At 68.1% G+C, this 21,124-nt stretch carries 17 protein-coding genes; 7 read left to right on the top strand and 10 right to left on the bottom strand.

Going from position 1 to position 21,124, the window contains the following annotated elements:
- Positions 1-25: 25 nt before the first annotated feature.
- Positions 26-979, bottom strand: a complete 954-nt coding sequence (gene speB / locus WG898_RS04585) for an agmatinase (RefSeq protein ID WP_339601559.1) — start codon at positions 977-979, stop codon at positions 26-28.
- A 124-nt stretch (positions 980-1,103) separates the two neighbouring features.
- Complete coding sequence (locus tag WG898_RS04580; protein WP_339601558.1) at positions 1,104-3,644, bottom strand: TonB-dependent receptor; 2,541 nt, start codon at positions 3,642-3,644, stop codon at positions 1,104-1,106.
- A gap of 181 nt (positions 3,645-3,825) precedes the next feature.
- Between WG898_RS04580 and WG898_RS04575 the strand changes: the two genes are divergently transcribed.
- From WG898_RS04575 to WG898_RS04565, 3 genes are all read left to right on the top strand, one after another.
- Positions 3,826-4,743 carry a LysR family transcriptional regulator gene (locus WG898_RS04575; protein ID WP_339601557.1) on the top strand — a complete coding sequence of 306 codons (918 nt, stop codon included), beginning with the start codon at positions 3,826-3,828 and terminating at the stop codon, positions 4,741-4,743.
- A 100-nt stretch (positions 4,744-4,843) separates the two neighbouring features.
- Positions 4,844-6,214, top strand: coding sequence for a tryptophanase (locus WG898_RS04570; protein WP_339601556.1), 1,371 nt, complete (start codon positions 4,844-4,846; stop codon positions 6,212-6,214).
- Positions 6,215-6,339: 125 nt separating this feature from the next.
- Positions 6,340-6,813, top strand: a complete 474-nt coding sequence (locus WG898_RS04565) for a hypothetical protein (RefSeq protein WP_339601555.1) — start codon at positions 6,340-6,342, stop codon at positions 6,811-6,813.
- 3 nt (positions 6,814-6,816) lie between these two features.
- Here the strand turns inward: WG898_RS04565 and WG898_RS04560 are convergent, their stop codons facing one another.
- From WG898_RS04560 to WG898_RS04535, 6 genes are read right to left on the bottom strand one after another with little or no spacing between them, the layout of a single operon-like run.
- The gene (locus WG898_RS04560; RefSeq protein ID WP_339601554.1) at positions 6,817-7,785 is read right to left on the bottom strand and encodes a peptide ABC transporter ATP-binding protein; all 969 of its coding nucleotides are present in this window, start codon (positions 7,783-7,785) and stop codon (positions 6,817-6,819) included.
- On the bottom strand, positions 7,778-8,743 hold the full coding sequence (locus WG898_RS04555; RefSeq protein ID WP_339601553.1) for an ABC transporter ATP-binding protein: 966 nt from the start codon (positions 8,741-8,743) through the stop codon (positions 7,778-7,780). Before WG898_RS04555 ends, WG898_RS04560 begins: the two co-directional genes overlap by 8 nt.
- Positions 8,743-9,642 carry an ABC transporter permease subunit gene (locus WG898_RS04550; RefSeq protein WP_339601552.1) on the bottom strand — a complete coding sequence of 300 codons (900 nt, stop codon included), beginning with the start codon at positions 9,640-9,642 and terminating at the stop codon, positions 8,743-8,745. The genes WG898_RS04555 and WG898_RS04550 overlap by 1 nt, the downstream gene beginning before the upstream one ends.
- Entirely contained in the window at positions 9,639-10,667 is a 1,029-nt protein-coding gene (locus WG898_RS04545) for an ABC transporter permease (RefSeq protein WP_339601551.1), read from the bottom strand. Before WG898_RS04545 ends, WG898_RS04550 begins: the two co-directional genes overlap by 4 nt.
- On the bottom strand, positions 10,667-11,545 hold the full coding sequence (locus tag WG898_RS04540; RefSeq protein WP_339601550.1) for an N-acetylmuramoyl-L-alanine amidase: 879 nt from the start codon (positions 11,543-11,545) through the stop codon (positions 10,667-10,669). Before WG898_RS04540 ends, WG898_RS04545 begins: the two co-directional genes overlap by 1 nt.
- Positions 11,542-12,495 carry an N-acetylglucosamine kinase gene (locus WG898_RS04535; RefSeq protein ID WP_339601549.1) on the bottom strand — a complete coding sequence of 318 codons (954 nt, stop codon included), beginning with the start codon at positions 12,493-12,495 and terminating at the stop codon, positions 11,542-11,544. Before WG898_RS04535 ends, WG898_RS04540 begins: the two co-directional genes overlap by 4 nt.
- Before the next feature lie 176 nt (positions 12,496-12,671).
- Here WG898_RS04535 and WG898_RS04530 point away from each other — a divergent pair, with 176 nt between their 5' ends.
- From WG898_RS04530 to WG898_RS04520, 3 genes are read left to right on the top strand one after another with little or no spacing between them, the layout of a single operon-like run.
- Complete coding sequence (locus tag WG898_RS04530; RefSeq protein ID WP_339601548.1) at positions 12,672-13,754, top strand: PEP-CTERM sorting domain-containing protein; 1,083 nt, start codon at positions 12,672-12,674, stop codon at positions 13,752-13,754.
- Positions 13,755-13,804: 50 nt separating this feature from the next.
- The gene (locus WG898_RS04525) at positions 13,805-14,449 is read left to right on the top strand and encodes a response regulator transcription factor (RefSeq protein ID WP_339601547.1); all 645 of its coding nucleotides are present in this window, start codon (positions 13,805-13,807) and stop codon (positions 14,447-14,449) included.
- Positions 14,439-15,761: a sensor histidine kinase gene (locus WG898_RS04520; RefSeq protein ID WP_339601546.1), complete on the top strand. Its 1,323-nt coding sequence runs from the start codon at positions 14,439-14,441 to the stop codon at positions 15,759-15,761. The genes WG898_RS04525 and WG898_RS04520 overlap by 11 nt, the downstream gene beginning before the upstream one ends.
- Before the next feature lie 49 nt (positions 15,762-15,810).
- Here WG898_RS04520 and WG898_RS04515 read toward each other — a convergent pair whose 3' ends face one another.
- Complete coding sequence (locus WG898_RS04515) at positions 15,811-19,116, bottom strand: TonB-dependent receptor (protein ID WP_339601545.1); 3,306 nt, start codon at positions 19,114-19,116, stop codon at positions 15,811-15,813.
- Between the two features lie 554 nt (positions 19,117-19,670).
- Between WG898_RS04515 and WG898_RS04510 the strand changes: the two genes are divergently transcribed.
- Positions 19,671-20,723 (top strand): patatin-like phospholipase family protein, encoded by a 1,053-nt coding sequence (locus tag WG898_RS04510; protein WP_339601544.1) that lies wholly within the window; start codon positions 19,671-19,673, stop codon positions 20,721-20,723.
- Between the two features lie 6 nt (positions 20,724-20,729).
- On the opposite strand, the gene WG898_RS04505 is transcribed toward WG898_RS04510, so the two are convergent.
- Entirely contained in the window at positions 20,730-21,122 is a 393-nt protein-coding gene (locus WG898_RS04505) for a response regulator (RefSeq protein ID WP_339601543.1), read from the bottom strand.
- Positions 21,123-21,124: the final 2 nt, after the last annotated feature.

Raw genomic sequence — 21,124 nt, 5'->3', positions numbered from 1 at the left:
CAACAAGTGACAAGTCCGGCGCCGACTATAACCCTGGCTTATGGCATGCCTTGGCCAGCTGACCGCACAGATAGGTCCAGACGCACTGCGCCGCCGCATAGCTGGTGAGCTCGGCATGGTCGTAGGGCGGGGCCACTTCCACGCAGTCCATGCCCACGAAGTTCAGCGGCGCCAGCTCCTCCAGGATGCTAAAGACCTGGTTGCTCGTCATGCCGCCGGGCTCGGGAGTGCCGGTGCCGGGCGCGAAGGCGGGGTCCAGGCAGTCGATGTCCAGGCTCAGGTAGAGCGGCGGGTGGCCCAGCGCGGCCATGCGCTCTTCCGCCTGCTGCAGCACCGGGCTGAGCTGGATCGGGCTTTCCAGGCCGCGCAGGCTGCGGGCGTCAAAGATCAGCCCGCCCTGGTCCTTCACATACTCGCGCGCCTCGCGCAGGCCGGCCGAACGGATGCCGAACTGCACAAAGCCTTCCTTCACCACCAGGCCTTCCTGGATGGCCTCGTAGACCCATGTGCCATGGCCGCTGGGTTCGCCGAAATGGTCTTCCCAGGTGTCGCAATGGGCGTCGAAATGGATCACCGCCAGCGGCCGGCCGTGATGGGCCCGGTAGGCGCGCAGCAGCGGCAGCGTGATGGAATGGTCGCCGCCCAGCCAGGCCATATGGTGGCGGGCGATCATGGGCGCGATCAGCGGCATCATCGCCGCACGCATCGCCTCCAGGCTGGTGTTGGGCAAGGGCAGGTCGCCCAGGTCGGTGCAGAAGCCCTCGGGGCTGGTGTCGAACAGCGGATGCGTGCCGTCGCACAGCATATGGCTGGCCTCACGGATCGCGCGCGGGCCGAAGCGCGCGCCGGGGCGGTTGGTCACGCAGCCGTCCCAGGCGATGCCGGCAATGGCGAATGGGGTGGGGGACGGCAGGGCCGCATCGTGCTGCGGCAGCTTCATGAAGGCGGTGTGGCTGAGGAAGGCGAAGCTGTTGCTCATCGGGGCTGTCCTTGGGGTGCAGGCAGGTCGTTGATCGCGCACATCATGCCCCAGCGCCGGCCCGCCGGCACAGGGCGGCGGCGCCTGGGGGCTTGCACAGCCTGGCCCGCGGTGTCGTGCCGCCTCATCGGAAGCTGTAGCCCAGGTTCAGGCCCACCGTGCGCGGCTGGGTGGTGATGAGGCGGCGGCCCAGCTGCGAGTCACCCACGGCCTGGTAGGAGGTGACGGCGCGCACATCGCGCAGGTTTTGCACCCACAGACTCAGGTCCCAGTGATCCCAGGCCAGGCCCAGCTGAGCGTTGAGCAGGGTGTAGGCCGGGAACTCATGCGGCGCGGGCTGCTTGGGGTCGTCCTGGCGCGAGGACAGCACGCTGCCCACGCGGCGCGCATTCAGGCTGGCACTGAAGTCCATGCCCATGTCCAGCGAGCGGCTGTAGCGCAGGCCAAGGTTGTGCTTCCAGGCGGGCGCGCCGCCCAGCGCACCGCCGGCCGACCAGGTGGTGCAGCCGCTGCCATCCGTGTAGGCGCACAAGGTCTTGCTGCGGTCCCATGCGGCCTTGGTGTAGGCGCTGTTGAGGCTGAACTGCCAGTGCTCGTTGAGCAGGTAGCGCGCCGCGAACTCGACGCCCTGGGTGTGGGCGTCGGGGCCGTTGGCCGTGCCGTTGATGGGGAAGCCGATGCCGAAGTTGGGGCTGTCGGGGTTGTGGTCTTCCAGGCTCTGCGAGAAGTCGGTCTGGGTGTTCTTCCACTTGATGCGGTACACATCGGCCTGCAACTGCAGGCGGCGCTCCAGCGCAAAGCCCTTCACGCCGAGTTCGAGGTTGGTGGTGGTGTCGGGGAGGTAATTCCTGACCTCGGGGTTGACGGCCTTGACCGTGCCGCTGAAGCTGTCCACATCATCGCGGAAGCCATTGCTGCCGCCGCGCCGGAAGCCCTGCGAGAGCGTGGCGTAGGCCAGCATGTCGGCGCTGAGCTGGTAGGCGCTGTTGAGCTTGAAATAGGCCTTGCCCTTGCCGCTGTCGACATACTCGCCGCTGCGGCTGGTGGAGCCGATGTAGTCGCGCACCAGCGGTGTCGCGCGATCCTCGTAGTTGAAGACGCGGGCACCGGCGGTGAGGGTCCAGCGCTCGATGGGTTTGAAGCTCAGCTCGCCATAGGCGGCGGTCTCGCGGTAGCGGCTCTGCATGTCCTCGGCATAGCCCTCATCGATGCGGCCGCCCACGGCCGCGCGCGTCCAGCTCAGGCCCGGATACCAGCTCTGCAACACCGGAAAGCCCACCTCGTCCAGCCCCGGCAGCCATTCGGAGAAGCGCAGGTTCTTGCGCTGGCCGGTGCGGTACAGACCCAGCAGCCAATTCCACGGGCCGCTGTCGGCCGAGACCAGGCGCAACTCGTGGCTGTGACCGCTGTAGCTGTTGTCGAAGCTCATATAGGCGCTGCGCTTGCCGTCGCCCAGGCCCAGGCCGGTGATCCAGCCGTAGTAGCTGTTGCCGTTGGCCGCATAGTCGCCCTGGCCGACGCGCGCGTCGCTGAAGCGCGAGCTGCTGGCGTGCAGACGCGCGAAGCCGAGGTTCCAGTCCAGGTCCACGCTGTCGAGTTTGAAGTCGCGGTCCGCGTACTCCGGATAGCGCGAGATCAGGGTGTGGTCGTTGACGACAAAGGGGGTGTCCCAGGTCGAGTCGTAGCTGCTGCCCGGGTTTTGTGCCTGCGCCACCTTCACCGGCAGGGTGTTGGCGCCATTGCTGCCATGCGCCAGCATCGATTGTTCCGCATGGGCCAGCAGCAGCTCGACCTCGGCCGAGGGCTTGAACAGCAGGGACAGCCGGCCGCCCGTGACGCGCTGCCAGTCGTCGCGCTGGTACAGCAGGGTGGCGGGGTCGGGCCGGCCGTCCCAGGCCAGCTTGGGGTCGTTGATCCAGGGGCGCTCGGCCAGGCGGTCGGTGTAGCCCTTCTCGTCGAGCTTGGCCAGCGAGACGCGCAGCGCCAGCTGCTCGCCCAGCGGCGCGTTGAGCATCAGGTCGGTGTCATTGCTGAGACCGCCGTGGCGCGTCTGGTAGAAGGAGCTGTTGAGCCTGGCGTCGAAGCCGCGCGTGTCCGGCTTGTTGGTGATGGTGCGAATGGTGCCGCCCAGGCTGCCGGCGCCATAGAGTGTGCCCTGCGGGCCCAGCAGGGTCTCGACGCGGGACACGTCCTTGATGCGGTAGCCCATATGCGGCAGCGGCGTGTCGTCCAGGTAGTAGGCCACCGTGGTGCGAACGAATTGCTCCAGGTTGTTGGCGTTGACGTTGGAGACATTCAAGCCGCGCACCGACACCGAATCGGCGAAGCGCGCGCTGTTGCCCGGCGCGTTGATCGAGACGTTGTCGGCGATCAGCTTCTTCGCGTCGCTGATGTTGGCCTCGCGCAGCTGCTCCTGCGTGAGCGCGCTGACGTTGTAGGGCACCTTGTGCGCGGCCTGCTGGCGTTTGCTCGAGGTGATCACCACGGTCTCGAGCTTGTCGGTGGCCTTCTTGCTGCCGGGGCTGAGCACCGGCGCCGCCTCGTCGGCCGCCTCCGCCGCCCGGGTCTGCGCCTGGGTCGGCGCCATCAGGGTCAGCGCCAGCCATGCCACCGCATGGGCCACCGGGGTGGCGGAGATCCTCTTTTTTTCGTTCATCGCGCTCATCGTCTTGTGCTCCTTGCGTGGGGATGGCGCGACTGTCTCGGCTGCCGGGAATTGCGGCGACTGAGAATTTCGTTGGCACTCATGCCACACGGTTATGCCCAAGGCGCTTTCTCCTGGGAGAACAGCATGCCAAAGGTAAATGTCCAAACTGGACATATCAGGTTTCCAATTACGATGAGGCATGGGCAACACGCTGAATCCACTGGAAGTTCTGCTGGAGCTGCACCAGAGCGGTAGCCTGGCCCTCACGGCCAGCCGCATGGGCAAGACGCCGTCGGCGCTGTCCAAGTTGATACGCGCCCTGGAACAGCAGGCCGGCCATGTGCTGGTGGAACATGCGGCGCGGCCACTCAGGCTCACCGAAGCGGGCAGGGCCTACGCCGAAGCGGCGCGGGTGGTGCGCAAGCAGCTGCGCGAGACCGAAGACCAGATCGCCAGCCTGAGCAAGCAGCCTGGCGGCAGCCTGCGCATCACCAGTTCGATGCTGTTCGGCCATACCGTGCTGGCCGACTATGTGGTGGAGTTCCGGCGCGCTTACCCCCAGCTGCGCGTGGAGGTGGTCTTGAGCGACGATTACGTGGATCTGGCCCGGGACGAGCTGGACCTGGCGATCCGCCACGGCCAGCGCGCCGGCGGGGACATGATTGCGCGCGCCATCGGCCGTAACCGCGTGCGCCTGTGTGGCACGCCGGGCTATTTCAAGCGCCATGGGCGGCCCGAGCGGCCCGAGGACCTGTTTGCGCACGAGTGCCTGAACTTTCGCGCCGACACCCTGGACTCGCGCTGGCGCTTTCACAGCGCTGGCGGCGAAAGCGTGTTCGCCACGCCGATGGCGCGGCTGAGTTCGAACAGCGACGACTTCCTGCTCGCCAGCATGCGCGCCGGCGATGGGCTGCTGCCCTGCTTCGAATGGGCCGTGGGCAAGGACCTGCGCGCCGGGCGGCTGCAGTCCTGCCTGGACGACTGGCGCTTCGAAAGCGATGCCTTCGGCGAGCCCGAGCTGTGGGCGGTCTATCCGCGCGGCCAGCGCGGCAAGGCCAAGGTCAAGGCTTTTGTCGACGGCCTGAGCGAGCGGCTGGCCGCGCTGGCCTTGGCTTGACCTTGCGCAAACCACCCCCGAGCCGTTGGAATTGACCGACACCACGCCGGCTGCCCCGGTGCTAACTTGCGCGCACTTTGCAATCCCGCCGAGGTGCCCCATGCCCAAGACCCTGATCGAACCCTTCCGCATCAAGAGCGTCGAACCCATCCGCATGACCACGCGCAGCGAGCGCGAGGCGCTGCTGGCCGAAGCCAAGCTGAATGTGTTCAAGCTGCCCGCCGAGGATGTGCTGATCGACTGGCTTACCGACTCGGGCACCGGCGCGATGTCATCGCGCCAATGGGGCGCCATCATGGAAGGCGACGAGAGCTATGCCGGCGCGCGCAGCTTCTACCGCCTGCAGACGGTGATCCAGGACATCACCGGCATGCAGCACTTCGTGCCTACCCACCAGGGCCGCGCCGCCGAGAAGGTGCTGTTCACCGCGGTGTGCAAGCAGGGCGACCTGGTGCCCAACAACTGCCATTTCGACACCACCCGCGCCAACCTCGAATACCTGGGCGTGGAGGCGCGCGATCTGGTGATCGCCGAGGGCCTGCAGCCCTCGCTGGTCCATCCCTTCAAGGGCAATATCGACCTGGCGCGCGTGGCGGCGCTGCTGGAGGCCGAGGGCGCGCGCATTCCCTTCGGCATGATCACGGTGACCAACAACACCGGCGGCGGCCAGCCCGTCTCCATGGCCAATATCCGCGCCTATGCCAAGCTGCTGAAGGCGCATGGCAAGCCCTTCATCATGGACGTGTGCCGCTTCGCCGAGAACGCCATGTTCATCAAGATGCGCGAGCCGGGCTATGAGCAGGTCTCGATCCGCGACATCGTCAAGGAGATGTTCTCCTATGCCGACGGCTGCACCATGAGCGCGAAGAAGGACGGCATGGTGAATATCGGCGGCTTCATCGTGCTGCGCGACGAGGCCTGGATGGACGCGGTGCGCAATGTGCTGATCATGACCGAGGGCTTCCCCACCTATGGCGGACTGGCCGGGCGCGATCTGGAGGCGTTGGCCGTGGGGCTGGAGGAGGGCATGCAGGAGGACTATCTGCGCTACCGCCTGCGCACCGCCGAATACCTGGGCGAGCGCCTGGAGGCGGCCGGCGTGGGCTTCGTCCGGCCCACCGGCGGCCATGCGGTGTACATCGATGCGCGTACCGTGCTGCCCGACATGCCGGTCGAGCATTACCCGGCCTGGGCGCTGTGCAATGCGCTCTATCTGGAGGGCGGCATCCGCGGCGTCGAGATTGGCTCGGTGATGTTCGGCAAGCGCCTGGACGACGGCACCGAGACCTATCACAGCATGGAGCTGCTGCGCCTGGCCTTCCCGCGCCGCATGTACACCCAGTCGCATTTCGACTATGCGGCCGAGGTGATTGCCGAGGTGAAGCAGAAGGCCGCCAGCATCCGCGGCGTGCGCATCGTCAAACAGCCCAAGTTCCTACGCCACTTCACCTGCGAGTGCGAATGGATCTGAGGCAGGACCGAGGGCAAGACCCGCGTCTTGCCCGACGCCTGACGAAGGCCATGCCGCATGCAGGCGGCATGGCTGAGGCAGCCCTCCTAGAATGCCGCGTCGCCCTCGCCTCCGGGCCCGCCAGCATGTCGTCATCGCAGCCCATCATCAGCACCAATGCCTTTTGCCAGGGCAGCTTCGCGCCGCATGGTGAATTCCGCATCCAGTGTCTGGACGGCTTGTTCTGCTATGAGGCGATTGGCCCCTTCAATCTGGAGGCGGTGCGCGCGCTGGGGCCGGCGCGCCGCCAGGCCCTGGAGCGCTGGGCGCCCGCGGCTGGCGCCCGCGTCGCGGTGCTGGTGCATTGGCAGCACAGTGCGCTGATGTCGCCCGAGGCCTTTGCGGCCTATCGGGCCGGGCTGAGCGCCACCGCGCAGTCCCTGGCGGTGCCGCCCGTCGTGGCCTGGGTGGCGGAGCCCGAACTCGAGGGCATGGACTTCATGCTGGACCGCTTCGCCGAGGTCTTCAGCGCCAATCGCGTCGAATTCCAGCTGTTCACGGCTTGGCAGGATGGCGCGCGCTGGCTGCGCGCAAGGCTGGCGCAAGCGGCCGAGCGCTGACGCTCAGACCATGTGGCAGGCCACCTGCCGCCCATCGAGCTCGCGCAGCTCGGGTTCCTCCACCGCGCAGCGCGCCTGCGCCAGCGGGCAGCGCTTGTGAAAGGCGCAGCCGCTGGGCGGGTTCAGCGGGCTGGGCAGCTCGCCCTGGATCTTGATGCGCAGCCGGCGGTCCTGCGCGCGCAGTGCCGGTGTGGCGCTCATCAGCGCCTGGGTGTAGGGGTGCAGCGGGCGGGCGAAGATGCGGGCCTTGTCGCCGTATTCAACGGCGCGGCCCAGATACATCACCAGCAGGTCCTTGGCCACATGCTCGACCACGCTGAGGTTGTGCGAGATGAACACATAGCCGGTGCCGAACTCGTCCTGCAGGTCCATGAAGAGATTGAGGATCTGCGCCTGGATCGAGACGTCCAGCGCCGAGACCGGCTCGTCGGCCACCACCACGCGCGGGTTCAGCATCATGGCGCGCGCGATCGCGATGCGCTGGCGCTGGCCGCCCGAGAACATATGTGGATAACGCCTCAGGTGCTCGGGCCGAAGGCCCACCTTGTGCACCAGGGCCTCCACGCGTTCGAGGCGCTCGGCACGGCTCAGCCGGGTGTTGATGACAAGGGGCTCGGCCAGGGTGTCCGCAATGCTCTTGCGCGGGTTCAGCGAGGCAAAGGGGTTCTGGAACACCATCTGCACGCGTTGGCGCAGGCGCTTGAGCGTGGCCGCGTCGGCCTGCGCCGCGTCCTGGCCCTCGATCAGCAGGGCGCCGCTGCTGGGCGGCTCGATCAGGGTGAGCTGGCGCGCCAGCGTGGACTTGCCGCAGCCCGACTCGCCCACCACCGCGAGGGTCTCACCGGCCCTTAATCCGAAGCTCAGACCGTTGAGCGCCTTTACCGTGGCCTTGGGCGATAGAAAGGACCAGCCGCGGCTGACGCGGTAATGGCGTGCCAGGTCTTGCGCCTGCAAGAGCAAAGGCTCAGACATGGGCCACCTCCTGCGGGGCTGGCACCGGGTGGATGCAGCGCACACCCTCGACCAGGCTCGGGCGCGCGGCCTCGCAGGCGGGCGTGACATAGCGGCAGCGTGGCGCCAGCAGGCAGCCGCGCGGGCGATCCAGCGCGCCGGGCACGATGCCGGGCAGGGCGGCCAGGCGCCGTGCACCCTTGTTGTGCTCGGGTATCGCGGCCAGCAAGGCCTCGGTATAGGGGTGGCGCGGGCGCTCGAACAGGGCCGGCACCGGCCCGGTCTCGACCACCTGGCCCGCATACATCACGACCACTCTTTGTGCCATCTCGGCCACCACCGCCAGGTCGTGCGTGATCATCACCAGCGCCATGTTTTGCTCGCGCTGCAGCTTCAGCAAGAGGTCCATGATCTGGGCCTGGATGGTGACGTCCAGCGCGGTGGTGGGTTCGTCGGCGATCAAGAGCTTAGGCGCGCAGGCGATCGCCATCGCGATCATGACGCGCTGGTTCATGCCGCCCGAGAGCTCGTGCGGATAGGCCTTCAATCGGCTCGGGGCATCGGGGATCTCCACCTGCTCCAGCAGCTCGAGCGCGCGTGCGCGCGCCGCGCCGCCGCGCAGGCCCAGGTGTGCCTTCAGCACCTCCTCGATCTGGTAGCCCACCGTGTAGCTGGGGTTCAGGCTGGTGAGCGCGTCCTGGAAGATCATGGCCATGTCGCGGCCGACGATGGCGCGGCGCTGCGCCGCGCTGATGCCCTGCAGCGAGCGGCCCTGGAACTCCAGCGCGCCGGCGCTGACGCGGCCCGGTGCGGCGATCAGGCCCATCAGCGCCATCATGCTGACCGATTTGCCCGAGCCCGATTCACCCACGATGCCCAGCACCTCGCCGGGCGCGAGCGTGAAGTCCACGCCATCCACCGCGGCAAAGCCGCCGAACTCGACCCGCAGGCCTTCTATGCGTAAGAGTGGCGCTGACATCAGCCGGCTCGCTTCAGTTTGGGGTCCAGCGCATCGCGCAGGCCGTCGCCCATCAGGTTGATGGACAAGACCGAGATCAGAATGGTCAGGCCCGGCAGGGTCACGACCCAGGGGGCGCGCTCGATGTAGTCGCGCGCGGCCGAGAGCATGCTGCCCCATTCGGGCGTGGGCGCCTGCACGCCCAGGCCCAGAAAGCCCAGGCCGGCGGTTTCCAGGATGGCGGCCGAGAAGCTCAGCGTGGCGTTGACGATCAGCGGCGCCATGCAGTTGGGCAGCACCGCCGAGAACATCAGGCGCAGCGTGCCGGCGCCGGCCACGCGGCTGGCGGTCACGTACTCCTTGCCGATCTCGGCCAGTGCGGCGGCGCGCGTCAGCCGCGTGTAGCCGGGCAGCGCGCCGATCGCGATCGCGATCACGGTGTTGACAAGACCTGGCCCCAGCACGGTGATGACGCAGATCGCCAGCAGCAGGCCCGGCAAGGCCAGCATGATGTCCATCACGCGCATGATGGCGGGTGACCAAGCGCGCTGGTAGAACGCCGCCGTGAGGCCCAAGAGCACGCCCGGCAGCATCGACATCAGCACCGAGGCCAGGCCTATGCCCAAGGAGACGCGGCCGCCATGCAGCAGGCGCGAGAGCAGGTCGCGCCCGAGCTCGTCGGTGCCGAGCAGAAAGCGCCAGCTGCCGCCCTCGGCCCACACCGGCGGCGTGAGCATGTGCTCGCGGTATTGCTCGATGGCGCTGTGCGGCGCGATCCAGGGCGAGAGCAGGGCGCAGGCGGCGATCAGCGCGAACACGATCAGCGCCAGCAGCGCACCGCGGTTGGCGGCAAAGCCGCCCCAGAACTCGGCCAGCGGCGAAGGGTAGGCCGGGGCTTGGGCAACAACAGGGCTCGTCATGATTTGTTGGAACGGATGCGCGGATTCACCACGCCGTAGAGAACATCCACGATGAGGTTGACGGCGATGAAGGTGCAGGCCGAGATCAGGATGCCGGCCTGCACCACCGGGTAGTCGCGCCGGGCGATCGAGTCGATCAGCCATTTGCCGATGCCGGGCCAGGAGAAGATGGTTTCGGTCAGCACCGCGCCGGCCAGCAGGCTGCCGGTCTGCATGCCCACCACCGTGAGCACCGGGATCAGCGCATTGCGCAGCGCATGCACCAGCACGATGCGCATGGGCTTCAGCCCCTTGGCCTGGGCGGTGCGGATGTAGTCCTCGCGCAGCACCTCCAGCATGCTGGAGCGCGTCATGCGCGCCACCACCGCCATGGTGGAGGTGCCCAGCACCAGGGCGGGCAGGAGCAGGTGCAAGCAGGCGGATTGGAAGGCGCCCGCTTCGCCGCCGCTTCTGTCGGCCATCCAGGCGTCCCACAGCATGAAGCCGCTCACCCGGGCCACGTCGTACTCGATGCCGATGCGGCCCGAAACCGGGGTCCAGCCCAGGCCCACCGAGAAATACATGATGAGGATCAGGCCCCACCAGAACACCGGCATCGAATAGCCCACCGTGGCCACGCCCATCACGCCCTGGTCCAGCAGCGAGCCGCGCCTGAGGCTGGCCGCCATGCCCAGCAGCAGGCCCAGGCTCACGGCCAGCAGCAGGGCGCTCAGCGCCAGCTCCACGGTGGCGGGGAACAGCACCGCGAACTCGGCCGACACCGGCGCCCGGCTCACCAGCGACTGGCCCAGATCGCCATGCAGCAGCCGGCCCAGATAGTCGAGGTATTGCACGTGCAGGGGCTGGTCCAGCCCCATGCGGTGCACGAGTTCGGCATGCGCCTCGGGGTCGAGCCGGCGCTCGCCCATCATCACCTCGATCGGGTCGCCCGGCACCAGCCGTATCAGGCCGAAGGCGACGATGGTGATGCCCAGCAAGGTGGGCAGCAGGGCGGCGAGCTTGTGCAGCAGGAACTTTACGAACATCACCAGGGCGAGGAGGAGGTGGACGCGGTGCGGCCGCGGGGGTCGGTGCTTGTCGTCAGCTTCATGCCATCCGGCAGGTTCACCACCTCCAGCAGGGCCGCGGTTTCGGCGTCGGGCTCGCCATCGTACTTGGCGGGGCGGTATTTCATCTGGAAGGCGGCGATCACATGGCGCGTCGCCTCGTCGAGCGCGCCATGGCGCGGCACGTCGAAACCGTGGCGCGCCAGCTGCTCCTGGAACCAGGCCACGCCGGGCAACGCGGCCTGGTGGCCGGCCAGCCTGGCGGCCACCATTCCGGCATCGGGCCAGGCGATCAGGCCGGCGTCGGCGAACTGCTTCCAGGGGAACATCGGGCCAGGGTCCTGCTTGCTCTGGGGCTGGATATCGCTGTGGCCAAGGATGCGCTCGGGGCGGATCTGATGGCGCCGCACGATGTCCTTGCTGAGCGCCAGCACCGCGTCGATCTGCTGCTGCGGGAAGGGCGCATAGCTGACCGTGCCGTCGGCCGCCACCTGGCGGCCCGGGTTGACGATCTCGATGCCGATCGAGCTGGGGTTGAGATTGGCATGGCCGCGCCAGTAGCTGGGGCCGGCATGCCAGGCGCGCTGGCTTTCCTCCACCAGGCGGTAGGCGATGACGGGATCGTCGCGCACCAGGTAATGGCTGGACACCATGCCGCCGGTGGTGAGGGTCTTGAGCGAACTCTCGAAATTGCCCACCGTGTAGTGCAGCACCAGGAAGAGCACGCGGCTGTCCTGGTTCTCCGAGCGGTAGCTGGTGTCCAGCCGCACGCCGGGCGGGCCGCTGGCGCAGGCGCTCAGCAGCAGCAGGGCGGTGAGGGCGCAGGTGGCGAGTGGCAGTTTGGTGGGCAGCTTCATGGGGTCAGGTCTTGAGCGTCATGCAGCGCGAGGCGGGCGGCGGTGTGATGGGCTTGCAGCTGCTGCACGCGCAACTCTATGCCGGCCGGCAGGGCCTCGCGCAGGCCGGCGGCGATCGATTCATGCAGCAGCAGGGCGCGGCCGGCGGCCAGCACCGGGCGCGGGCCATGGCGGTGCAGCAGGGCCTGGGCCAGGCGCGCCAGTTCATGGCCGGCGCGGCGCAAAAGCGCGCGCGCCCTTGCGTCCTGCTCGGCGGCGGCGGCCACGGCCAGCGCCAGGCGGCCCACCGCGCCGCGCTCGGCGCCATAGACGAAGGCGCGCGTGCTGGCCCAGTCGCTGCCGCCGATGGCGGCAAACAGCGCCTGCGCCAGCGGCCAGGCCTGGGTGCTGCCGGGCTGCTCGTCCTCCTGGCGCCAGACGGCGGCCAGGGCCTCGCGCGCGATCCAGTAGCCGCCGCCCTCGTCGCCCAGGATGGGGCCACGGCCGCCGGCGCGCTCGAAGCGGCCCTGCGGGTCGATGTAGGCGGCGATGGCGCCGGTGCCGGCATAGACCAGATAGCCCTCGCCGGGGCGGGCAAAGGCGCTGCGGTAGGCGATCTCCATATCGCTGCCGCAGTGCATCAGGCGCGGCGCCAGGCCCAGCGCCTGCGCGAGCAGGTCCTTGAGCTGCTGGGCCAGCGGCCCCTGCGGTTCGGCCAGGCCGGTGATGCCGGCCACCAGGCGGCTGGGCCGGCCATGCGGCAGCACCGCGGCGGCCAGCTGGTGCAGGGTCTGGGTCAGCGCCATGCGGCCGGCGGTCTGCGCCAGCTGCGTGGCGCTGATGCCCGCCACCTGGCCCTCGGCCAGCAGCGCACCGTCGGGGCCGGCCAGGGCCCAGCGCGTGTGCGTGCCGCCGGCGTCCAGGCCGAGGCCGCGCGCGTGAGGGCTTGAGCTGGGTGTGGCGATAAGCATGGGCAGGCCGAGCTTACGTGGCGGCGCGCCCGGCTGACCAATGTCAATGGCGTTGGCGGGCATAACCGCGACGCATGTTCGGGATCTCCCGCAGGTGCCGGGCCAGCGGCGCTGGTTCAGCTTCGGTTCATCTTGACCACGCATGCTGGCGCCGCGCTTGTTCACAGGAGTGACCGATGAAGCCTTTCTGCACCACCTCCCTGCCGCCCCTGGTCCTGAGTCTGGGTTTGTTGAGCCCCTGGTGGGCCGCTGCCGCCGTGTTCGGCACGCTGGGCAATTTCGACGTCGTGAATGACACCGGTCAGACCGCCCACGGCTTCGAGATCGAGCTCGAAGGCCTGCATCTGGGCGACATCACCGACACCTTTGGCGGCGCCGGCCGCGGCTTCCCCACCACGGTGGAGCGCTATGGCGCCCCCGCGGTCAGCGAGTACAGCGTTGGCGGCGTGTTCGGCGTGCGCGTCAGCTACAAGGCCAGCTTTGCCGCCGGCGTGTGGAATGTGGGCACGCCCAGCGGCGTGTTCAACACCCCGGGCGAAAGCTGCTGGACCGGTGGCGGCATCGGCTATGGCCCCAGCACGCCCTGCGATCACTTTGGCGTCGGCACGGTGGGTAATGCCAGCCAGACGCGTTACAGCTGGCTGGTGGAAAGCAGCCCCGGCTCGGGCACGCTGGTGCCGGTGACGGCGGCGCTGCCGGCACCCGCCTGGCAGGTCATTCCCGCGCCCCTGCCGGCGCAGCCGCCGGTGGTGGTGGCGCGCATCCAGGCGCCACCGCCGCCGGAAACGCCCGAGCCGCAGTTCGGCGAGCCGGTCTGGGTCAAGGTCTACACCACCGAGTTCGAGGACAAGGTCGGCCTGGAAGAGCTGATGGGCGGCGACCCCAGGATCCAGGCGGCCAAGAGCAAGACCGAGATTGAATGGCAGTTGCTGCAGACCGACCCCGGCAACCCGAACGCGGGCCAGTTGGAGAACGGCGGTCTGGCGGCGGTGGGCGAGAAGTCCGAATCGGTGGTGCGGCGCTACGAGTTCTACCACTACATCGGTGCCTTCGACCCGCAGAACCACGAGGCCAAGCCCCTGCTGGGCGATTCGCATGCCGATCCCAGCGAGGTGGGCGAGTTCATCGGCGCGCAGAACGTCGCCGTCAACCTGAATGGCAATATCGTGGCGGTGCCCGAGCCGTCCAGCTGGGCGATGCTGGGCCTGGGTCTGGCGGGCCTGGCCTGGCGGCGCCGCGGCTTGATTCAGCGCAACTGAGCGCGGGCTTTGCCCGCCGCGCAGCGGCCGCCCGGCGCGATGATCGCCGCATGCAAGTGCTGCTCGTCGAGGATGACATCGATCTGGGCCAGGCGGTTTGCGAGCATCTCGAGGCGGCCGGCCTGCAGGTGCATTGGTGCAAGCTGCTGGCGCAGGCGGCAGCGCTGCCGCCGCCAGAACTGGCCCTGCTGGACCTGCAACTGCCGGACGGCGACGGGCTCAGCCTGCTGCGCCGCTGGCGCGCCCAGGGCCTGCGCCTGCCGGTGCTGGTGCTGACGGCGCGCGAACGCATCTCCGAGCGCGTGCAGGGCCTGCGCGCCGGCGCCGACGACTACCTCAGCAAACCCTTCGACCTGGACGAGCTGCTGGCCCGCATCGAGGCCTTGTGGCGGCGTGCCCAGCCGCCCGGTCTGGCGGCGCTGGGCGATCTGGAACTTGACCTGCGCCAGCATTGCGCGCGCCGCGGCGGCCAGGCGCTGGAGCTCACCGCGATGGAATGGGCGTTGCTGAAATGCCTGGCCGCCGCACCCGGGCGCATCGTCGAGCGCGACCGTCTGGAGAGCGCGCTGGAGCCGCTCAGTCATGCCGATAGCAGCAGCAACTCGCTGGAGGTGATCGTCAGCCGCTTGCGCAAGAAGCTGGGCCCCGCGCGCATCAGCACCCACCGTGGCCTGGGCTACCGCTTTGAGGCCTGACAGCGCCAGTGCTGGCTGGAGTCTGGAGCGGCGCCTGCGTCGGCGCCTGCTGCTGGCCTTCCTGCTGGCCTGGCTGCTGGGCAGCGGCGCGGCCCTGCTGGCGGTGCAGGAGGAAACCGACGAGGTGCTTGACAGCGCCCTGGTCGAGACCGGCCAGCATCTGCTGGGGCTGGGCGATGCGGTGCTGGGCAGCGTGGCGCTGCACGGCGCGCCGGCGGGCTTTGCCGCGCACGAGGAATTCGTCGTCTACCAGGTGCTGGACGCGCAGGGCCGCTTGCGCTGGCGCTCGCACCGTGCGCCCGAGCAGCAGCTGGCGCCAGCGCTGCGGCCGGGCCTGATGAACCATGGCGACTGGCGCGTGGCGGTGCTGGACTCACGCGCCAGCGCCTATCGTGTGCTGGTGGCCGAGCCGCTGGCGCATCGCGCCGAGGTCTTGTGGGAGGCTGCCCTGGCCATGCTGCTGCCGCTGCTGGCGCTGCTGCCGCTGAGCTGGTTGATTCTGCATCTGCTGCTGCGCGCGGGCTTTGGCAGCCTGGATCCGGTGCAGCAGGCGCTGCGCCGCGACAGCCGGCAGCCGCTGCCGTTGCAGGGCATGCCGCAGGAATGGCTGCCCCTGCTGCAGGAGGTGAACGCGATGCGGGCGCGGCAGCAGATGATGGTGGAGGCCGAGCGCGCTTTTGCCGGCCAGATGGCGCATGAGCTGCGCACCCCGCTGGCGGCGGCGCGCGCCCAGGTGCAGCGCCTGCTGCAGGTGCTGGGCCCGGCCGCATCGCCCGAGCAGGCCGAGCGCGCCGGCGCGGTGCTCAAGCAGCTGGACCGCGTCAACGCGCTGGCCGCACGCTTGCTGGAGCTGGCGCGCGTGGACGCCGGTCTGGCGCTGCGGCGCGAGCCGGTAGACCTCAAGCTGCTGGCGCGCCTGGTGCTGGATGAGTTCGAACATGGCGGCCAGCGCCCGCCGCAGCTGCATCTGTGCGAGGCGCCGGCGCTGGTGCAGGGCGACATCGACGCGCTTGGCATCGCGCTGCGCAATCTGGTGCACAACGCCAGGCAGCACGGTGGTGCTGACGCCAAGGTCGATGTGCTGGTGCAGCCCATGAGCCTGTGCGTGCGCGACGACGGTCCGGGCCTGGATGCCGACCGGCTGGCGCAGTTGCGGCAAGACCTGACCCTGGGCCAGGGGCCGCAGGCGCGCCTGGGGCTGGCCCTGGTGCACAAGATCGCCGAGCAGTCGGGAGCGACGCTGCGGCTGAGTTCGCCCTGCGCGGGCGGGCGGGGGTTCGAGGCCGGATTGGATTGGCCGATGGCAGCATGAAAAAGGGCTCCCGAGGGAGCCCTGTGCGATGCCTGAGCGCTGGTGCTACTTAGAACTCATATTTCGCGGTGATCTGCACGGCCCACTGCGACTCACCCTTGTTCTGCTTGGTCTCGTAGTCGTCGGCTGCTGCGTTCACGCCGTAGACGTACTTGCCACCCTGCATGCCGGCGAAGTTGACGAAACCGCGACGGTTGCCGCCATTGCCGCCACCGGCGGTGAAGGGGATCTCGTCGATACGGCCCCAGCTCTTGTTGAGCATATTGCCGACGTTCAGGAAGTCCATCGTCAACACACCCTTGTGGCCGGCGAACAGGCCCGGCACTTCCTGGCTCAGGCGCAGGTCGAAGGTGTTGGCGAACTTGGACTTGGCGCTGTTGCGCCCGATCACGGTGCCGCGCGCGGCGTCGAGGTCGGGGTTGGCAGCCACGACTTCCCAGAAGCGCGCCTCGGCGGCGGCGGCGCTGTTCAGGCCGCTGCCAGGGGCGCCGCGGAAGATCACCTCACCCGAGCCAGGTGCCTTGGGGATGTACATCAGGTCGTTGCCGGTGATGCCGTCGCCATTCATGTCGTTCTTGTAGGTCCAGCTATAGGGCTTGCCCGAACGGCCTTCGTACACCAGGCCGACGGTGGTCTTGTACTGGCTGACGAAGGCCTTGGACCAGTTCACGGCGCCGGTGAAACGGTTTTGGATCAGGTAGGACGACTTCGAGGCCACCTCCTCGTTCGGATTGAACACCGCGCGGTTGGCATAGTTCGAGAACGAGGTCGACGAAGTCAGCGGGCTGACTTCCTTGGCGGTCGTGTAGGTGTAGGCCGTGGTCCAGTTCCAGCCGGCGTTGTTCTGACCCAGCGACAGCGTCAGGGCCTGGCCGCCACCCTTGCTGGTGCGCTCCGCCAGGATCACGTTGCCGAAGGTGACGTCACGATTGGCTCGGTTGGAGCCACCGCAGCCGCTGGTCAGCGCAGGGCCGCCGTTCCAGCACTTCGTGCCGTCCAGCGCCGCGGCGTTGTAGTAGAGCTCGCGGCCGTCAGGGCCGGTGGCCACGGGTGCGCCCAGGTTCAGGTTGCGGTAGTTGATGCCGTCCTTGGTCTTGGTCAGCAGCAGCTCGACGCCGGCCACCAGATCGTAGGGCAGCTCGGTGTCGAAGGCCAGATTGGACTTCCAGACCGAGGGCTGGCGCAGGCTCGGCGACAGGAAGTCGACCGCTGCTGCCGGCACCGAACCCGGGATGGTGTTGGGGTTGTCCGCATCGGGCTTGAAGACCAGGCCCGGCGGGCACAGCGGGTTGGTGGTGTTGCAGCTCAGCGTCATCACCGCCATGCCGGTGTTCGAGAAGGGGTTGGACAGCCAGACATTGGCCGCTGCGCCCTGGAACAGGCCGAAGCCGCCGCGCAGCTGTTGCTTTTCCTTGGCCTTGGTATTCAGGGCGTAGTTGAAGCCGAAGCGCGGCTGGAACAGCGTGGCGCCGTCCATGGTCTGGGTATTGTCGTAACCGAACTTGGCCAAAGCCTTGGCATTGGCGATGGGGCTGTCCGGCACGATGGCACGGTCCATGCGGGCACCCAGGGTCAGGTTCAGTCGGTTGTTGACGGTCCAGGTGTCCTGCACGAACAGGCCGAGATTGGCCATCGACCAGATCGCCGCGCCGTCGTCCAGCACGCGGCCGGTTTGCGGCAGCTGCACGGTGTAGGTGGAGGGCTTGCCGGCAGCGAACAGGGCCACCGGATCGGTGCCGCGGAAGATGTACTGGCCCTTGACGGTCTGCAGGAAGGCGTTGAACACGTCGTTGTTGCCGTAGTCGCCACCAAACTTGATCTCGTGGTCGTCCTTGATCCAGGTGCCGGCGAAATAGGCGTCGGTGGTCTTGGTGCGCAGCACGTTGAAGTGGCGGCTGTTCTCGGTGCCGAAGAACAGGGTGCGGTCGCCGGCGGTGGTGCCGGCCGGCGCTGCGCCGGTGAAGGTCAGGCGGATCTCGGGCAGGTTGGCGTTGTTGGCCACCAGGGCGTCGTACTTGCGCGTCGAGAGTTTGAACTCGGTGGAGAAGTTGTCGGTCCAGTCAGAGAACCACTGGCCCACAACGGTTTCGATGTTCTTGGTCTCGGTGTACCAATGCGAGCTCAGCGACAGCGAGGTGGCGCTGAAGTTGGTGAACAGTGGCTCGCCCTGCTCGGTCTTGGCATAGCGCAGGCTGGCGCGCTGCTTGTCGGTGATGTTCCAGTCGAGCTTGAGCAGGTAATCCTTGACCTTGGCCTGGGCGCCGGTGGGGGCGTCCGAGTTGCCGATGTCGATGCCCCAGTTGTCCTTGGCAACCTTCACGGCGGCATCGATCTGCGCCTGGGTGATGCCCACATTCGTCAGCGCGCTGCCGACCGGACCGAAGCTGGGGGTCGAGCGGGTGCTCTTGAACTCTTCGTAGTTGGCGAAGAAGAACAGCTTGTCCTTGATGATCGGGCCGCCCAGGGTGAAGCCCTTGGTGTCTTCCTTGAAGGCAGCGGGCTGGAAGTAGCTCTGGTTGCCCCGGTTGAAGCGCTGGCCGGCCAGTTTGTCGTCGCGGTAGACGTAGTAGACGCTGCCCTTGAAATCGTTGGTGCCCGACTTGGTCACCGCGTTGATGTTGGCGCCGGTATAGCCCTGCTGCGTCACATCGTAGTTAGAGAGATTGACCTGCACGGCCTGGATCGCGTCGATCGAGATCGGTTGCTTCAGGGTGGGCAGGTTGTTGGCGGCCAGACCGAAGGTGTCATTGGTGCGCACGCCGTCGATGGTGATGGCGTTGAAGCGGGTGTTCTGACCCATGGCCGACATTTCGCCACGGTCCTTGTCGGTCTGCGCCAGGCGCGGATCCAGGCGTGCATAGTCCTGCAGATTGCGCTGGATCGAGGCGTAGGCGTCGAGTTCCTTGCGGCCCAGGCTGGTGCCGGCCCCTTGCGAGGAGGCATCGAACTTGCTCGCCACCGCGCTACCCGTCACCACCACCTGGCTCAACACATTGCTGCCCAGGGTGAGGTCGAGGTTCAGCGACTCGGCCAGCGCGAGATAGATGCCGTCGCGGCTTTCCTTCTCGCTGCCCTTGCTCACCGTCACCGTGTAGGGGCCGCCCACGCGCAGGCCGCGCACGCTGTAGCGGCCTTCGGCATCGGTGGTGAAGTTGTTCACCGAGCCCGACTCACGGTGCACGATGCTCACCGTGGCGCCGGCCACGGGCTTGCCATCGGCGCCGGTGACGCGGCCGCCCACGGCCGAGGTGGTGTTCTGTGCGAACGCGGGGGCCGCCGCGACGATGGCGACGGCCACGCTGAGTGCCGTCCTCGAAAATCCAGACCAATCTCTGTTGTTGCTGCTGCTGCTCATCCTGCGTGCTCCATGTTGAGAATTCAGTGACCGAATCCTGGCCTGCCGAACACCTCCGACGGAAACCGCAAACGTTTGACGTTGCGATTTCCAGGCCAAAAATGAGGCCTTAGAGGGTCTTTGACGGGTTTCGGCAAGCCGGACGAGGGCGCCAAACGCACTCATCCCACTTCTATCCAAGCGAAAAGCCTACCAGCGGGGCATTTTCACTTCAATCCGCGCGTTCCCAGGATTGCCAGGGCGCGGGCAGGCGCCAGGCCAGGCCCGGCGGCGCGGATTCGGTCGTCCACGGGGCACAGTCTGAGGCCTGGATATGGCGCTTTTGTGACTCTGTCACAGAGTGTGACGGGCGGCCCACGCTGGGCCACCACGACGCTACGCGCCGGCCCCGGCGCGCCACCGGCTTGGGCGCCCGGCCCTGCCCGAACCGGCGCGAAGGTTTTTGTTGGCCGTTGCTCAAAGTCCACAGGCAGGGGGCGAATTCTTCGGCGACGCTGGGGCATGATGGTGCAAGACCCGCCTGCGCAGGCGGGGCGGTTCCGATCGGGGGACGCATGGGGCGCGCATCCAAACCAGAGGGAACAAAAGCCATCAATCTGGCGCTGCAGGGCGGTGGCTCGCATGGCGCCTTCACCTGGGGCGTGCTGGACGCCTTGCTGGCCGACGGCCGCCTGCGCGTCGAGGCCATCAGCGCCACCAGCGCCGGCAGCCTCAACGCGGTGGCCCTGGCCGACGGCCTGCGACGCGGCGGCCCCGAGGGCGCGCGGCGCTCGCTGGCCGGGCTCTGGCAGGCGGTGGCCGCGGCCGGCCGGCCGACGCCCTGGCAGGCCCCCTGGCTGGACGCCTTGATGCAGGGCTGGCAAAAAACGCTGCCGCCCGAGTTCTTATTGCCCCAGCATTGGTGGGCGGGCAGCCTGTTGCAGGCCTTCTCGCCCTACCAGCTCAATCCGCTCAACATCAACCCGCTGCGCCAGCTGCTGCAGCAATGCGTCGATCTGGACGCGCTGCGCCAGGCGCCGCCGCTGGTGAAGCTGTTCCTCAGCGCCACCAATGTCGAGACCGGCAAGATCCGCGTTTTCAGCGGCAGCGAGATCACGGCCGATGCGGTGCTGGCCAGCGCCTGCCTGCCCAACCTGTTCCAGGCGGTGGAAATCGACGGCGAGTATTTCTGGGACGGCGGCTTCATGGGCAACCCGGCGATCTTCCCGCTCATCTACGAAGACGTCTCGGCCGATGTGCTGATCGTGCATGTGAACCCGCTGGTGCGCCGCGGCGTGCCGCGCAGCGCGGCCGAGATCGCCAACCGCGTCAACGAGATCAGCTTCAACTCTTCGCTGATGCGCGAGATGCGTGCCATCGCCTTTGTCACCAGCCTGATCGACCGTGGCAAGCTAGCGCCGGCGGACGCGCGCCGCATGCGCATCCACTCGATACGCTGCGACGAGCTGATGGCGGCGCAGTCGGCCAGCAGCAAGCTGGACATTGGCTGGGCCTATCTGTGCGAGCTGCGCGACGCCGGCCGCGCCCAGGCCCAGGCCTGGCTGGCGGCGCATCTGGCGCAGGTCGGCAAGGCCTCCACGGTGGATATACGCGCCGAGTTCCTGTGACGGCGCTCAGCCTGGCGCGTCGACCAGCATCCGCACCACTTCCAGCGCCGTCTTGACCTTGAAGGGCTTGAGCATCACGCGCTTGATGCCCAGTGGCCCGAACAGCGCCAGCGTAGCCGCGTCGACGCTGCCGGCGGTGAGCGCGATCGGCAGGTCGCGCGGGCATTGCAGGCTGCCGGCGCGCACGCCCTGCACCAGGGCCAGCGCGGCCAGGCGTTCGTCCACGTCCATCAGCAGCGCGTGCACCGTCCTGGCCTCCAGCATGCGCTGCGCCAGCTCATGGCTGTTGGCCTCCACCACCATGGCGATGTTGAGCTCGCGCGCCACCATCGCGAGGGTGCGCCGGAACAGGGTATTGGGGTCGACCAGCAGCAGCAGGGGGCGAGCGGCCTGACCCATGC

The sequence above is a fragment of the Paucibacter soli genome, assembly GCF_037482845.1.
GTDB lineage: Bacteria > Pseudomonadota > Gammaproteobacteria > Burkholderiales > Burkholderiaceae_C > Paucibacter_B > Paucibacter_B soli.
Note: the sequence above shows the minus strand (reverse complement) of the source record. Positions and strands in the feature narration are given on the sequence as shown.

Coding starts and splice junctions, on each gene's coding strand:
- WG898_RS04565 (WP_339601555.1), top strand. CDS start 6,340: ATGTCGTCATCGCAGCCCATCATCAGCACCAATGCCTTTTGCCAGGGC.
- WG898_RS04505 (WP_339601543.1), bottom strand. CDS start 21,122: ATGGGTCAGGCCGCTCGCCCCCTGCTGCTGCTGGTCGACCCCAATACC.
- WG898_RS04560 (WP_339601554.1), bottom strand. CDS start 7,785: ATGTCTGAGCCTTTGCTCTTGCAGGCGCAAGACCTGGCACGCCATTAC.
- WG898_RS04570 (WP_339601556.1), top strand. CDS start 4,844: ATGCCCAAGACCCTGATCGAACCCTTCCGCATCAAGAGCGTCGAACCC.
- WG898_RS04540 (WP_339601550.1), bottom strand. CDS start 11,545: ATGAAGCTGCCCACCAAACTGCCACTCGCCACCTGCGCCCTCACCGCC.
- WG898_RS04580 (WP_339601558.1), bottom strand. CDS start 3,644: ATGAGCGCGATGAACGAAAAAAAGAGGATCTCCGCCACCCCGGTGGCC.
- WG898_RS04545 (WP_339601551.1), bottom strand. CDS start 10,667: ATGTTCGTAAAGTTCCTGCTGCACAAGCTCGCCGCCCTGCTGCCCACC.
- WG898_RS04555 (WP_339601553.1), bottom strand. CDS start 8,743: ATGTCAGCGCCACTCTTACGCATAGAAGGCCTGCGGGTCGAGTTCGGC.
- WG898_RS04575 (WP_339601557.1), top strand. CDS start 3,826: ATGGGCAACACGCTGAATCCACTGGAAGTTCTGCTGGAGCTGCACCAG.
- WG898_RS04535 (WP_339601549.1), bottom strand. CDS start 12,495: ATGCTTATCGCCACACCCAGCTCAAGCCCTCACGCGCGCGGCCTCGGC.
- WG898_RS04530 (WP_339601548.1), top strand. CDS start 12,672: ATGAAGCCTTTCTGCACCACCTCCCTGCCGCCCCTGGTCCTGAGTCTG.
- WG898_RS04515 (WP_339601545.1), bottom strand. CDS start 19,116: ATGAGCAGCAGCAGCAACAACAGAGATTGGTCTGGATTTTCGAGGACG.
- speB (WP_339601559.1), bottom strand. CDS start 979: ATGAGCAACAGCTTCGCCTTCCTCAGCCACACCGCCTTCATGAAGCTG.
- WG898_RS04525 (WP_339601547.1), top strand. CDS start 13,805: ATGCAAGTGCTGCTCGTCGAGGATGACATCGATCTGGGCCAGGCGGTT.
- WG898_RS04550 (WP_339601552.1), bottom strand. CDS start 9,642: ATGACGAGCCCTGTTGTTGCCCAAGCCCCGGCCTACCCTTCGCCGCTG.
- WG898_RS04510 (WP_339601544.1), top strand. CDS start 19,671: ATGGGGCGCGCATCCAAACCAGAGGGAACAAAAGCCATCAATCTGGCG.